Raw genomic sequence first — 13575 nt, forward strand, 5'->3', positions numbered from 1 at the left:
GGGGGGCCGTGCCGGGGAGGGGGTCGCCCGCTTCGGGCAGCGTGTGGGCCGCCGCGGGAGGCTCGTGCTCGGTGCGGGGGCCGGCGCCGGGGGCGGCGTAGACCTCCTGGCGCGCGTGCAACCGGCTGGAGAGGAGCTCCGACACCCGCTGCTCCAGGACCGCGATCCTGGTGTCGCGGGCGCTGATCGCGTTGGCCGCCCTGCGCAGGGTCTCGTCGACCGACTGCGTGTGGTAGCCGACGAGGTTGACCGGGAGCCGCAGCGCCATGAAGTCGACGGCGGTGAGCTTGCCGGCTTCGGGGAGGTTGAGCGGCGGCACGTCCGGCGGGAACTCGGTCAGCTCACCGCCCCTGCCGAGGGAGACCAGCACCACGCAGGCCAGGATGACGAGCGCGGCGATGGCGAGTATGACCAGCACATTGGCATCGTACTCATACCACGGAGGCACGAGTCCCGCACTTGCCGCATCCTGCTCAGCCGGCCGGCCTCGCCCAGCTCGGCCACGCTCGGCCGGACCGGGGTCGCCCGGCCTTCGAGCTGGTCGAACGCCTCCTCCAGGGTGGTGGTCCAGGCGACGGCGTCGAAGACCCCGGCGCGGGTGAACCCGGCGTCGTACATGCCGACGATCAACTCCTTGAGGGGCGCGTACAGCCCCCACGGGTCGAGGATCACCAGCGGCCGGTCGTGGATGCCGAGCACCCGGGCCGTCCAGATCTCGAACAGCTCCTCCAGCGTGCCGATGCCGCCGGGCAGCACGAGGAAGGCGTCGGAACGGGCGTCCATGACGCCTTTGCGCTCGCGCATGTCGGCGGTGACGACCAGCTCGCCGGAGTCGCGGTCGGCGACCTCGATGTCGACGAGGACCTGGGGGATCACGCCGACGGTGTGGCCGCCGGCCGCGCGGGCGGCCGTGGTGACGGCGCCCATGCACGACACGGTCGCGCCGCCGCTCACCAGGGTGTGGCCGCGCTTGGCGAGCTCGGCGCCCACATCGGAGGCGAGGCGGAGGTATTTGCCGTCGATGTGCTGGCTGGAGGAGCAATAGACACAGATGTTCACGGCAAGCCAGCCTATTGCGGCTCCGCGACCTGCGAGTCGACGGCCTGGATCTCGTCCTCGCGCTGCTGGGAGCGGGCGCGGTCGGCCTCGACGATGATGCTGACGGCCTCGTCCACGTCGTCGGTGAGGGTGATCAGGTCGAGGTCGTGCTCCGCGATCTTGCCGGTGCCGAGCAGGGTGCCCTTGATCCAGTCGAGCAGGCCGCCCCAGTAGTCGGTGCCCATGAGCACGACGGGGAAGGAGGTGACCTTGTGCGTCTGGACCAGCGTCAGCGCCTCGAACAGCTCGTCGAGCGTGCCGAAGCCGCCGGGCAGCGCGATGAAGCCGCAGGAGTACTTCACGAACATGGTCTTGCGCACGAAGAAGTAGCGGAACTCGATGCCGAGGTCCACGTAGTCGTTCATGCGCTGCTCGAAGGGCAGTTCGATGCCGAGCCCGACCGACACCCCGCCGTCGACCTCGGTGGCGCCTCGGTTGGCCGCCTCCATGACGCCGGGCCCGCCGCCGGTGATGACGGCGTAGCCGGCCCGGGCCAGCGCGGCGCCGAGGGCGCGGCCGGTCGTGTATTCGGGCGAGTCGCCCGGAGTCCTGGCGGAGCCGAACACGGTGACGGCCCTGGGCAGCTCGGCGAGCTGGCCGAAGCCCTCCACGAACTCCGACTGGATGCGCAGCACCCGCCACGGGTCCATGTGCACCCAGTCGGCCGGCCCCTGACGGGCGAGCAGCCGCTGGTCGTGGGTGGAGGAGGGCACCATGTCGCCGCGGACCACGGCCTGCCCCTGGCGCCTTTCCCGGCGAGTTGATTTCATGAGGATCACGCTAGCCCTTCATACGGTTCGGATCGCGCCGAACTCCAGGTCTACCCGGCTCAGAAGAATCTTGAAAAACTTCCCGGGAAACCTGGAACCGAATTTCGAGGACCCTGCGTCTAACCGGCGAGGGTGCTGCTCGGGACTGAAAGTGGCTCTCCCCGCCAAATGGCCGGCGAGGAGAGCCACTTTCACGTTGTCAGCCAGGTGCGCATCGCCTGCTCGCTCTCCACGATCCGCGTCAGCGACACATACTCCCCCGCCTGGTGTGCCAGGTTCGGGTCGCCGGGGCCGTAGTTCACGGCCGGCACGCCCAGCGCGGAGAAGCGCGCCACGTCCGTCCAGCCCAGCTTGGCCCGCGGCGTGCCGCCCACGGCGGCGGTGAACGCGGCGGCCACCGGGTGCGTCAGGCCGGGCCGCGCCCCGGGCGCCGCGTCCACGAAGCGGATCTCGTACCCGTCGAAGACCTCGCGGACGTGCTGCTGCGCCTGCTCGATCGACAGGTCGGGGGCGAAGCGGTAGTTGACGGTGACCACGCACTCGTCCGGGATGACGTTGCCGGCCACGCCGCCGCGCACGCCGACGGCGTTGAGCCCTTCGTGGTACTCCAGCCCGTCGACCACCGGCAGCCGCGCCTCGTAGGCGTTGAGCCTGGAGAGCACCGGCTCGATGCGGTGGATGGCGTTGATTCCGTACCAGGACCTGGCGCTGTGCGACCGCTTGCCGGGCACGACCACGTCGGCGCGCAGCGTGCCCTGGCAGCCGCCCTCGATGACGCCGTCGGTGGGCTCCATCAGCACCGCGAAGTCGGCGGCCAGCCAGTCGGGGTGGTCACGGGCGACCCGGGTGAGACCGTTGCGGTCGGCCTCGACCTCCTCGCAGTCGTAGAAGACGTACGTGACGTCGCGCACGGGGGCGGGCACCGTGGCGGCCAGCTTGAGCGCGACGGCCACCCCGGCCTTCATGTCGGAGGTGCCGCAGCCGTACAGGAGGTCGCCGTCGACGCGGCTGGGCAGGTTGGCGGCGACCGGGACGGTGTCGAGATGGCCGGCGATCAGCACCCGTTCGGCGTGCCCGAGCTCGGTGCGCGCCACGATCGTCTGTCCGGATCTGTCGACCTTGAGGTGGGGCAGCGCGGTCAGCGCCTGCTCGACCTCGGCCGCCAGGGCCTGCTCGGCGCCGCTCACCGACTCGACGTCGACGATGCGGGCGGTCAGTGTGCGTACGTCCTGGGTGAGGTCCAGCATCAGGTGTTCACTCCGTGTTCGCGCAGCACGTCGTTGAGCGCTGCCTTGTCGTGCCGCTGCCCCGGCTCCAGGCGCTTGAGCACCAGCACGCACGGCAGGCCGAACGTGCCACCGGGGAACTCCTTCTGGCGGGTGCCGCCCACCGCCACGCACCAGTCGGGGACGCGGCCTCGGCCCAGTTCCTCGCCGGTGTGGACGTCGATGACGGGCATGGAGGCCGACAGGATCGTGCCGGCGCCGACGACCGCGCCGCGGCCCACCCGGGCGCCCTCGACGATCATCGCCCGGCTGCCGATCAGCGCCTCGTCCTCGACCACCACGGGCACCGCGTTGGGCGGCTCCAGCACGCCGCCGATGCCGGCGCCGCCCGACAGGTGGACGTCGCGGCCGATCTGGGCGCACGAGCCGACGGTGGCCCAGGTGTCGACCATGGTGTCCGCGCCGACGTACGCGCCGATGTTGGTGAACGACGGCATGAGCACCACGCCCGGCGCCAGGTAGGAGCCCCAGCGGGCGATCGCGCCCGGCACCACCCGCACCCCGTCGAAGCTGCTCTTGAGCGGCACCCGGTCGTGGTGCTGGAAGTCGCCCACCTGTGACCTGGCCATGCCGAGCACCTTGAAGCTCAGCAGGATGGCCCGTTTGGCCCGCTCGTCGACGGCCACCCGGCCGTCGGCCGTCACCTGGGCCACGCGGGCCTTGCCGGTGTCGAGCAGGTCCACGGCGGCGACCACCGCGTGGCGTGCCTCCGCGTCAGCCGCCGACAGCTCCGCACGACGCGCCCACAGCTCGTCGATCACCGCCGGCAACGGTGACATGGTGCTCACGTCTGTCATGGCCACGGAGCCTATCTGGCCGGGTAGGTTCTTCTGCGTGCACCTGCGCTTCTCCCGCGGCGTCGTCACCATCGCGGTGATCGTCCTCGTCCTGGCCGTGGCCATCTCGTTCGGGCTGTACCAGCTCCTCAAGAGGGCCAAGCCACTGGCCGTCCAGGAGCCCTACTGCACTGTGCGCACGGCGGACGACCAGCAGCTCAACCTGGACATCGAGCAGGCGCAGATCTCGGCCACGATCGCGGCCGTCGCGGCGCGGCGCAAGCTGCCCGAGCGGGCGGTGGTGATCGCCTACGCGACGGCGCTGCAGGAGTCGAAGCTCTACAACGTGAGCTACGGCGACCGCGACTCGGTGGGCGTCTTCCAGCAGCGCGAGTCGCAGGGCTGGGGCACCAAGAAGCAGATCATGGACCCGGTCTACTCGACGAACAAGTTCTTCGCCGCGCTCAAGAAGGTCAAGGGCTATCGCAAGATGCCGATCGCCGAGGCGGCCCAGGCAGTGCAGCGCTCCGCCGCCGGCTACGCCTACGCCCCGCACGAGACCGAGGCCCGGATCCTCGCGGCGGCGTTCACCGGCCGCGTCCCGCGGGCCGTGCACTGCTGGTATCCGCCCGAGGCCGGCGCGACCCGGACGCCCAAGGCCCAGACCCGCGAGGCCCGCCGCCAGCTCGCCCGGGCGATCGGCAGCACCGCCGTCACCAGCGACAAGCGCGGGTGGCTGATCGCCGCCTGGTCGGTGGCCCACGCGCAGAAGTACGACCTGCGCCAGGTCGCCTACAGCGGGGCCACCTGGACCAACGACATGGAAGTGATCGGCTGGCAGAAGGGCGGCAAGGCCGGGGCCAAGGAGGTCGAGCTCGCCTAGGGGGCGCGGCTGACGATGGAGATGGAGCCGGGCGGCAGCGGCTGGGCGTAGCAGGCGGTCCACGACTGGCCCTGGAGGCGTTCGAAGGAGAGCAGCCGGCCGTCGGTGGCGCGGTAGTCGGCGAAGTCGAGCAGCCCCCGGTCGGGCGCGTCGGTGTCGCCTTCGGAGCGGAAGGCGACCGTGCCCCGATCCAGCGGATGGAACTCGACGTCGTCCATCACCAGCGAGCTGCGGGCGGGCACCATGCCCTGGGTCGGCACGCCGGTCCAGAGCAGCACTTCCAGGAAGGGCGGGTCGCCGGCGGCGAGGCCCTGGCGCATCTCGACGGAGAGCCACTGGACGCGCCGGGCGCTGTCACGCAGGCGGTATTCGATCCACTGCTTGCCCTGCCAGGACAGGTGCATGGCGCCGAGCACGCGCGCGGGCGCCCCGTACACCTCGATCTTGTCGCCGACCTTGATGGTGCGCGGGTCGGTGTAGTCGGCACCGGCATGCGCAGGTTCGCTGACCGGCGCCGGCAACGGGGGCTCGACGGGAGCGGCCTCCACCGGCGGCGCGGTCGTGCGGCCTTTCCTTTCCTGGCGGAGGGTGGCCAGGAAAGCCCCCAGAAGGAGGAGGACGGTGGCGATGCTCAGCCCGAGAACGACCATGGAGGTCATGCTCATCGTTCGGCTCGCTCCACTCGCGGTTCGCCTAGGCAAACGACCGATATCTATTTGTGCTCGCGGACGTCGCTCCCCGGGATGGGGCGCTTGCGGGGCGATCCTACTGGAGGCGGCGCACTGCCGCACCGATCCGTTCGTCAGTGGCCGTGAGCGCTATGCGAACGTGCCGCCCACCTGCTGATCCGTAGAATTCGCCCGGCGCGACCAAAATCCCGATTTCGGAAAGCTTGCTTACCTGGTCCCACGTGCTTTGCCCGTTCGTGGCCCAGAAGTACAGCCCTGCCGTCGAATGGTCGATTCGCCACCCGGCGGCCTCCAGCGCGGGCCGCAGCACCGCCCGCCGGGCCGCGTAGAGCTCGCGCTGCGCGTCGGCGTGGGCGTCGTCGCCGAGCGCCACCGTCATCGCCGCCTGCACCGGCTGGGGCATCAGCATCCCGGCGTGCTTGCGGATCTCCAGCAGCCTCTTGACCAGGACGGGATCGCCGGTCACGAACCCGGCGCGGTAGCCCGCCAGGTTGGAGCGCTTGGACAGCGAGTGGACGGCGAGCAGCCCCTCGTGGGAGCCGTCGCAGACGTCAGGGTGCAGGATCGAGACCGGCCGGTCCTCCCAGCCGAGCTCGATGTAGCACTCGTCGGAGGCCACGACCGCACCGCGCTCGCGGGCCCACGCGACCACCTTGCGCAGGTGCTCGACTGGCAGCACCTTGCCGGCGGGGTTGCCGGGCGAGTTGACCCAGACCAGGTCCACGCGCTGCGGGCCGAGCGCCAGCAGCCCGTCGGCGGCCGTCGCCTCGGCCCCGGCCAGCCGCGCGCCCACGTCGTAGGTCGGGTAGGCCAGCTCGGGGAGGACCACCCGCTTGGCGCCGAGATAGGTCGGCAGCCAGGCGACGAACTCCTTGGAGCCGATCAGCGGCAGCACGTCCTGCTCAGCGACCGTGACGCCGTGCCTGCGGCGCAACCAGCCGGCCGCGGCCTCGCGCAGCGCCTTGGTGCCGTGCGTGTACGGGTAGCCGGGGCTGTCGGCCGCCCCGGTGAGCGCGTCACGGACGATCCCGGGCACCGGGTCGACGGGCGTGCCGACCGACAGGTCGACGATGCCGTCGGGGTGTGCGCGGGCGCGTTCCTTGTACGGCTCCAGCCGGTCCCAGGGGAAGTCGGGCAGGTTGTTCACAGTTCTCCTTGGTCGGGCGCCGTACATGCGGGAACGACCCGCGGGCCGAACACCCGCGGGCGTGCCTGCGCCCGCTACTCCTCGGCGGCCTGCGGCGGCAGCGCCGCCACCACCGGGTGGTCCTTCTCGATCTTGCCGACCTTGGAGGCGCCACCGGGCGAGCCCAGGTCCTCGAAGAAGTCGACGTTGGCCTTGTAGAAGTCCTTCCACTGCTCGGGAAGGTCGTCCTCGTAGAAAATCGCCTCGACCGGGCACACAGGCTCGCAAGCGCCGCAGTCCACGCACTCGTCGGGGTGGATGTAAAGCATGCGCTCGCCCTCGTAGATGCAATCGACGGGGCATTCCTCGATGCACGCCTTGTCCAGGACGTCCACGCAAGGCTGCGCGATGACGTAGGTCACCTCGAGCTCCTTCTTCTCCGCACCATTCCGCACCATGGCATGACTCTGACCGCGGTTTGCTAGGCCCTAGTATTGCCGTGCCCGCACCCTGGCTGAAACGGAGGGTGGCAAACTCGTGGCCGCTCGCCTCGTCATCACTATCTCAGTCGCGGACATCGGCGCACGGATCACCACACGCCGGAGGGTCCCCGGAGGGTTCCGCGACGCCGTGGGCGTCCTCGAATCGTGGGAGGGCGGCGTCCTGCGGATCCGCAAGCGCGACGGCACCCTGGTGGAGATTTCCGAGGAGACACTGGTGGCCGGGCGCGTCGTTCCCGCCGCGCCTCCTCGACCCGAGCCGATGTAACCGTAAGTATTCATTGTGTGACCGTACGTACCTGCGCCGCAGCAGTAGCCATCCTCGCCAGCGCCGGATGCGGCGCGTCGTCCACCGAAGAAGCCGCCCCACAGGGGCCGCCGGTCAACGTCCGTGCCGCCTCCATGAAGGAAGGCTTCACCAGCATGGAGCGCCTGGCCCAGGCCGCCAAGCAGGAGGGCGCGCTGCACGTGATCGCGCTGCCGCGTGACTGGGTGAACTACGGCGAGATCATCGACACGTTCGCCGACAAGTACGGCATCGAGGTCAAGGAGCTGGAGCCGCAGGCCAACAGCAAGCGTTCGCTGGACGCCGCCGCGCAGCTCAAACCCGACGTGTTCGACCTCACGCTGGACGTGGCCGTGGCCAACGCGTCCCGGTTCGCGCCGTACAAGGTGCAGGGCTGGCTCGACCTGCCCGACCACGTCAAGGACCCGCGCGGCGCCTGGTACGCGGCCTACGGCGGCTACATGTCGCTCGGGTACGACCCGCGCGCCGTGCCCGCCCCCGCCTCCTTCGCCGATCTGCTCAAGCCCGGCTACAAGGTCGCGCTCGACGGCGACCCGCTGCGCTCGGCGGCGGCGTTCGACGGGGTGATGGCCGCGTCGCTGCAGGGCGGCATGCCGCAGCCGAAGCGCGCCGTGGACCTGTTCGGCAAGCTCAAGCAGGCCGGGCAGCTCACCGATCCGGCCCACGCCAACGTGATCGTGAACTGGGACCATCTCAACGCCGCCCGCAGCGCCCAGGACTCCGCCTCGTGGAAGGTGACGATCCCGCGTGGCGCCGAGCTGGGCGCCTACCACGTGCAGGCGATCAACAAGGACGCCCCGCACCCGGCCGCCGCCCGGCTGTGGCAGGAGTTCCTGTTCTCCGACGAGGGCCAGAACCTGTTCCAGAAGGGGTACGCCAGGCCCGCGCGCGGCGAGGCCATGGTGATGAAGGGGTCGCTCGACACCGAGCAGGCGGCCAAGCTCCCGGTCGCCCCCGGACCGCCCGTGCTGCTGACGATCCCGCAGACGGACGCGGCCAAGACCTACCTCGGGAAGGAATGGGCACGCAGCGTGGGATGAGTCTGAAGTGACGTGATATGTCGTAGCGACAATTGGCTCTAAAGTGAACGGACAGCACGGCCACGGGGGCCCGATGTCTGACGAATGAGAGCTGATCGTCTTGCGATACGACACACCGAGCCTGGAGCGGTGGAACAGTCGCGCCTACGACAGCAGCTTCGGCTACGTGTCCACGCAGGGCGCGCCGCTCGTGGACCTGCTCGACCCCCAGCCGGGCGAACGGGTTCTCGACCTCGGCTGCGGCACCGGGGTGCTGACCGCGCAGATCGCCTTCCGGGGCGCGGAGGTGCTCGGCATCGACGGCTCCGCCGCCATGATCGAGAAGGCCATCGCGCAGTACCCGGGCATGAACTTCATCGTCGGCGACGGCCACGACTTCACCGTGGCCAGGCCGTACGACGCGGTCTTCTCCAACGCGGCGCTGCACTGGATGAGCCGCGAACCGGCCGCCGTCATCGCCAGCGTGCGCGAGGCGCTCGCGCCCGGCGGGCGCTTCGTCGCCGAGATGGGCGGCTCGGGCAACTGCGCCGAGCTGACCGCCGCGATGCTCACCGCCTGGCGTGAGCACGGCCTGCGCGAGCCCGAGCTGCCGTGGTACTTCCCCACGCCCGCCGAGTACGCCCGCCGCCTGGAGCAGGAAGGCTTCGTGGTGCGGCTGCTGGAGTACTTCGACCGGCCTACGCCGCTCGACGAGTGCCCGCGCGGGGCCGCCGACTGGGTGCGCATGTTCGCCGCCTCGGCGCTCGACGGGCTCCCGCCGGACCTCGTGGAACCCCTGCTCCAGCGGGTGAACGAGCTCGCCGCGCCCGCGCTGCGCAGGGAGAGCGGCTGGATGGCCGACTACGTGCGCCTACGCTTTGCCGCCGTTCGACGCTGATGCGTAGTGCATGATGCGTAGGGCTGTTTTGCCGGACTATGGTCTGTTCCGTGGGCGACGACGATGGCACCGCTACAAGACGGCGGCGTGAGGGGCTGGTGAACGGAACGGGATGAACTTCTGCCTGAGCGACCTCGTACCACCGTTGAGGTGGAGCGACTCGTCCACGATCACGCTGCTCACCGGGCAGCCGGACCTGCCGGACGCCTGGTGGCGCAGCCTGCCCATGCCGCGGGTGCTGGCCGTCATCGGACCGGAATCGCTCGGCGAGCTCCTCACCGAGATCGCGCTGGAGCACTGGCCGGCCGCCGCCGTGGGCGACGTCCTGCCGGCGCTGCACGTGCTCGACCCGGAGGAAGCGGACGAGCCGCACGTCGCGATCGCGCTCGACCGCGCGGGGTCGTGGCCGGGCCTGCTGGCGCTCACCAGCCGTGAGCTGGCCGACCAGCCGTTCATCCAGGCCCGGCCGGTGCTCGGCACCCTGTTCTCGGCGGTGCTCGTCCGTCTCGCGCCCGGGCACGGCGACGTGACCCTCGACGACGAACGCGAACTTCCCGCCGCCGATGAGAAGGCCGCTGCCCCCAGGAGCGCCGCGCACGCCGTGGAGGACGGCGCGCCCGAGGGGCCGCCGATCCTGGCGGGGCCCTCCTCCGTAGCGCGGCCGGCCGCCCACCCCGAGGGTGACGTCTCCCCCTCTGACGGCGCAGCGCCCGGAGAGCAGTACGCGGCTCACGCCGAAGTGCCCGCCCCTCAGGACGGCGCCGAGCACGACGCGCCCCAGGCGGACCCGCCCGAGGCCGCCGCGGCCCAGGCAGAAACGCCCATGACCGCCGGCGCATCCGAGCAGCACGCACCCGAGACCGCCGAGGACGACGCGCCCCAGGCGGAAGCCGCCGAGGAAGCCGCCGAGGAAGCCGCCGAGGACGGTGTGCACGAGCAGGGCGCGCGCGAGGCCGTTGACGACGGCGCGGCCCCAGCGGAAGCGGCCGAGGCGTCCGAGGAGGCGCACGCGGCGTCCCAGGACGGCGCGCACGAGGCGGATGCGGCCGTGGCAGGCGAGGAGGGCGTGCCCGGGGAGGGCGCGGCCGTCAGCGCCGGGGACGGGGCCGCCGAGGGCCTGCAGGAGGTGGACGAGGCCGCCGCCCAGGAGGACGCCGCACCGAATGAGGACGCCGCACCCCAAGGCGACGCCCCCCGGGAGGAGGGCGGCTTCCCGGAGGGCGGGCCGCAGGACGCGGAGTTGCCCGAGCTGATCGAGGCGGCGTTCGCCGGGCTGGACGACAAGAGCTGGGCCGTGGCGCAGAACCGGGTCTTCACCGACCAGCCGTCGGCGGTGGACCAGCTCGCCAAGCTGTTCGCGGTGCCCCCGGCGGAGATCTCCGCCACGGAGGAGCGCCTCTGGGCGAAGCTGGACAGCTGGCTGGCCAGCGAGGAGGCGGCCCCGTACCGGGCGCATCTGGACGAGCTGCGCAGGACGATCGGCCCGGCGGCGCCCAAGGAGCGGCTGATCGACGCGGCCGACTGGCACGGCAGGGAGATCCGCGCGCTGGAGGTGCCCGCCTGGCAGTTCGTGCTGGCGACGCTGCCGCCGCGACCGCCCGCGCCGCCCGCGCCGCCGGTGACGCCCGTGGCGCCTCGGCCGGAGAGCCCGCCGCCGTCGGCGTTCGCGTCGCCTCCCAAGGCTCCCAAGCCCGCCAAGCCTCTGGGCTCGCTCGGCTCGCTGGGCCCGATCGGCGGGGTGAGCTCGCTGCCGCCGGGATTCGCGCCGCCGGATCCGGTGCCGTCGCAGTTCCAGGCGTTCGCGCCGGCCGTGCCCGTGCCGGGGGAGGGCAACGGGTCGTCGGGCGAGCACCCTCATCAGCACGGCAAGCCGTACCAGCCGTTGAAGGACGTCTCGCAGACGCGCCGCTGTTTCCGCCAGCCGGACGGGCGCTGGTGGCTGCGGATCGACGTGTCGGCCGAACAGCTCGCCGGAGGCGAGTGCGCGCTGCCGACCGGGTTCGCGTCCTACCTGGGGTTGTCGCCGGGCGAGAGCCGTACGGTCAGGAGCGCGGCCGGTGAGCTGACGATGACCTGGCACGGCAGGCCGGTGCTGGAGTCGATCGAGCGGCTGCTGGTGGACGTCGGGGCGAAGGAGGGCGGCCACCTGTTCCTGACGCTGTCGGACGAGGGTGTGCTGCGCGCCAGGCACCTGCCGGTGGCCGCGCAGGGCGCCGAGAAGATCACCAAGGCGTTGCGCCTGGTCGGCTACACGGCTCCCGGCGGCACCCGCGAGCAGGCGGCCAGGGTGATCGCCACGCGGATCGGCATGACCGGCCCGGTGGGGCTGCCGGATCTGCTCACCAGGCTCCGCGAGCGCGGGGACCGCGACCTGCTCGGCCTCCTGGACTGAGCCGTGCCGCGGCTCGCGATCGGCCCCGAGTCCCCCAGGGAGCTCAGCGCACTGGCCCAGCCGGTGCGCAGGGACGCCGTGGTCGCGCTGCGCCGCTTCCTGCTGAACGTGGCGGGCGCGCCGCACCCTGAGCGGGTGCGGGGCGGCCGTGACGCCAGGGTGGCGACGCTGCGGCTGGCCGAGGGCCTGCGGGGGGGGGTGGTGCGGCAGCGGGACGTCTACTGGTTGCGCACGGTGCTGCCGGACGCGGACGCCTGGTCGTTCGCCCAGCGGCACCGCTACGGCGTCAACCCGGTGATCGGCGTGGTCGAGGAGTGGGACGCGCAGGCGCTGGAACGGGTGGAGCCCGCGTTACGCCGGTCGGCGAAGGCCTCGCGGCTGTTCGAGCGGATCTGCGACGGCGATCTGCTGGCGCTGGGCATCGACGCTCGCGCGCTGCCTCTGGTCCGGCTCGTCACGACCGAGGCGGACGTGGAGGCGCTGGAGCCGCTGCTGCCGCCGACGCAGCATCTGCCGCTGGCGGTGCTGGCCAGGGGCGGGACGCTGGCGGAGGCGTGGCGGGAGCTGGACGGCTGCCGCGCCCTGGAGGACCCCGGCGAGCCGGTCGACCCGGACGACCTGCACGCGGCGCTGTTGCGCAGCCCGGACCGCGCGGTGTTCACGGCCGACAAAACGGAGCTGGACCACGTGCTGACGGCCCCCGAGTGGTGCACGTACGTGTATCCGCCGCAGCACCGGCTGGCCAGGGCGGCACGTTACGAGCATCCGGTGCTGGTGGTGGGCGGGGCGGGCACCGGCAAGACGGTCGTGGCCCTGCACCGGGCGGCCCATCTGGCGGCGCACGGCCGGGGGCCGGTGCTGCTGGTGACGTTCTCGCAGGGGCTGGCCGACGACCTGGCTGCGCGGCTCGACCTGCTCGTCGGGGACGAGACGCTGCGCAAGAAGATCGAGGTGGACAACCCGGAGCGGCTGGCGATGCGCATCGTGGCCCAGGCGGAGGGGCGGCGGCCGGCGCTGGTCGGGCCGGAGGCGCGGAGCATGGCCGAGCTGACCGAGGAGGCGCTGCGGCTGCTGGCCAGGACGACGGGCGACCTGCTCGACGATCTGGAGCCGGGGCGGAAGCCGTACCGGCACATCGTGGTGGACGAGGGGCAGGACGTCAGCCCGGCGCAGTGGCGGCTGCTGCGCGCGGCGGCGCCGCGCGCGCACGACGACCTGTTCATCGTCGGGGATCCGCACCAGCGGGTCACCGACACGCGGGTGGCGCTGGGCGCGGTCGGCATCCCGGCGGAGCAGCACACGCTCAGGCTCTCGCACCGGCTCTCGCGCGAGTCGCTGGCGTTCGCGGTGCGGCTGCGTGGCGGCGGGCCGGCCGACGGGCTGGTCAAGGGCATGTCGGCGATGTACGGTTTCCGCGGCTCGCACTTCGGTGCGCGGCCGGTGGTGCGGGCATACGAGTCGCCCGAGGCGGAGCTGTCCGGATTGGAGAGCGTGATCGCGGCCTGGCTGGAGGAGGGCGTGCCGGCGGACCGGATCGCCGTGGGGGCGCGCGGCCCGGAGCAGGTGCGCGCGGCCCGGCGGGTGCTGCGTGACGTGCCGGTGCGGGTGTCGGCGTTCCCGCATCTGAAGGGTCTGGAGTTCGAGCGGGTGGCGCTCATCGGGGTGGCCGAGGGGGTCGTCCCCGAGCGGCCTCCCGACGATCCGGGCGCCCGTGCCAGGGCGTTGCAGCGGGAGCGGAGCATGCTGTTCGTGGCCTGTACGCGGGCCCGATCATTGCTTTACATATCCCATTCCGGAAGAGGTAGCCCCTTTCTGTCCTTCTGATCACATA

Annotated in this window: 13 protein-coding genes and 1 pseudogene; 6 read left to right on the top strand and 8 right to left on the bottom strand. The window is 71.9% G+C overall.

Annotated elements, in window-relative coordinates; all coding sequences use genetic code 11:
- From ADY59_RS13785 to ADY59_RS13805, 5 genes and pseudogenes are all read right to left on the bottom strand, one after another.
- Positions 1–418: pseudogene (locus tag ADY59_RS13785) on the bottom strand (hypothetical protein); the annotation flags it as partial.
- Complete coding sequence (locus ADY59_RS13790) at positions 337–1059, bottom strand: TIGR00730 family Rossman fold protein (protein WP_082310091.1); 723 nt, start codon at positions 1057–1059, stop codon at positions 337–339. The gene ADY59_RS13790 and the pseudogene ADY59_RS13785, both read right to left, overlap by 82 nt.
- 11 nt (positions 1060–1070) lie before the next feature.
- Positions 1071–1868, bottom strand: coding sequence for a TIGR00730 family Rossman fold protein (locus ADY59_RS13795; RefSeq protein WP_049562314.1), 798 nt, complete (start codon positions 1866–1868; stop codon positions 1071–1073).
- Between the two features lie 191 nt (positions 1869–2059).
- Positions 2060–3115 carry a succinyl-diaminopimelate desuccinylase gene (gene dapE / locus ADY59_RS13800; protein ID WP_049562191.1) on the bottom strand — a complete coding sequence of 352 codons (1056 nt, stop codon included), beginning with the start codon at positions 3113–3115 and terminating at the stop codon, positions 2060–2062.
- Entirely contained in the window at positions 3115–3951 is an 837-nt protein-coding gene (locus ADY59_RS13805; RefSeq protein ID WP_049562192.1) for a 2,3,4,5-tetrahydropyridine-2,6-dicarboxylate N-succinyltransferase, read from the bottom strand. The genes dapE and ADY59_RS13805 overlap by 1 nt, the downstream gene beginning before the upstream one ends.
- Between ADY59_RS13805 and ADY59_RS13810 the strand changes: the two genes are divergently transcribed.
- The gene (locus tag ADY59_RS13810; RefSeq protein ID WP_231618710.1) at positions 3950–4813 is read left to right on the top strand and encodes a hypothetical protein; all 864 of its coding nucleotides are present in this window, start codon (positions 3950–3952) and stop codon (positions 4811–4813) included. The genes ADY59_RS13805 and ADY59_RS13810 overlap by 2 nt on opposite strands.
- On the opposite strand, the gene ADY59_RS13815 is transcribed toward ADY59_RS13810, so the two are convergent.
- From ADY59_RS13815 to fdxA, 3 genes are all read right to left on the bottom strand, one after another.
- A complete protein-coding gene (locus ADY59_RS13815; RefSeq protein ID WP_049562193.1) occupies positions 4810–5478 on the bottom strand; it encodes a DUF4178 domain-containing protein in 669 nt (222 codons plus the stop codon). The two genes, ADY59_RS13810 and ADY59_RS13815, sit on opposite strands and share 4 nt — an antisense overlap.
- Positions 5479–5578: 100 nt before the next feature.
- Positions 5579–6649: a succinyldiaminopimelate transaminase gene (gene dapC, locus ADY59_RS13820; RefSeq protein ID WP_156325479.1), complete on the bottom strand. Its 1071-nt coding sequence runs from the start codon at positions 6647–6649 to the stop codon at positions 5579–5581.
- A 74-nt stretch (positions 6650–6723) separates the two neighbouring features.
- Entirely contained in the window at positions 6724–7050 is a 327-nt protein-coding gene (gene fdxA, locus ADY59_RS13825; protein ID WP_049562195.1) for a ferredoxin, read from the bottom strand.
- A gap of 115 nt (positions 7051–7165) precedes the next feature.
- On the opposite strand from fdxA, the gene ADY59_RS54020 reads away from it, so the two are divergent.
- From ADY59_RS54020 to ADY59_RS13850, 5 genes are all read left to right on the top strand, one after another.
- Positions 7166–7396 carry a putative acetyltransferase gene (locus ADY59_RS54020; protein WP_049562196.1) on the top strand — a complete coding sequence of 77 codons (231 nt, stop codon included), beginning with the start codon at positions 7166–7168 and terminating at the stop codon, positions 7394–7396.
- 17 nt (positions 7397–7413) lie between these two features.
- Positions 7414–8475: an ABC transporter substrate-binding protein gene (locus ADY59_RS13835; RefSeq protein ID WP_049562197.1), complete on the top strand. Its 1062-nt coding sequence runs from the start codon at positions 7414–7416 to the stop codon at positions 8473–8475.
- Between the two features lie 100 nt (positions 8476–8575).
- Positions 8576–9352, top strand: coding sequence for a class I SAM-dependent methyltransferase (locus tag ADY59_RS13840; RefSeq protein ID WP_049562198.1), 777 nt, complete (start codon positions 8576–8578; stop codon positions 9350–9352).
- Positions 9353–9497: 145 nt separating this feature from the next.
- Positions 9498–11744 (top strand): hypothetical protein, encoded by a 2247-nt coding sequence (locus ADY59_RS13845; protein WP_049562200.1) that lies wholly within the window; start codon positions 9498–9500, stop codon positions 11742–11744.
- Between the two features lie 3 nt (positions 11745–11747).
- The gene (locus ADY59_RS13850) at positions 11748–13568 is read left to right on the top strand and encodes a UvrD-helicase domain-containing protein (protein WP_049562201.1); all 1821 of its coding nucleotides are present in this window, start codon (positions 11748–11750) and stop codon (positions 13566–13568) included.
- Positions 13569–13575: the final 7 nt, after the last annotated feature.

It is taken from the genome of Nonomuraea sp. SBT364 (assembly GCF_001083785.1).
GTDB lineage: Bacteria > Actinomycetota > Actinomycetes > Streptosporangiales > Streptosporangiaceae > Nonomuraea.

Excerpts from the sequence above, each read along its gene's own strand:
- ADY59_RS13795 (WP_049562314.1), bottom strand. The coding sequence starts at position 1,868 with ATGAAATCAACTCGCCGGGAAAGGCGCCAGGGGCAGGCCGTGGTCCGC.
- dapE (WP_049562191.1), bottom strand. The coding sequence starts at position 3,115 with ATGCTGGACCTCACCCAGGACGTACGCACACTGACCGCCCGCATCGTC.
- ADY59_RS13810 (WP_231618710.1), top strand. The coding sequence starts at position 3,950 with ATGGCCACGGAGCCTATCTGGCCGGGTAGGTTCTTCTGCGTGCACCTG.
- ADY59_RS13805 (WP_049562192.1), bottom strand. The coding sequence starts at position 3,951 with ATGACAGACGTGAGCACCATGTCACCGTTGCCGGCGGTGATCGACGAG.
- ADY59_RS13815 (WP_049562193.1), bottom strand. The coding sequence starts at position 5,478 with ATGAGCATGACCTCCATGGTCGTTCTCGGGCTGAGCATCGCCACCGTC.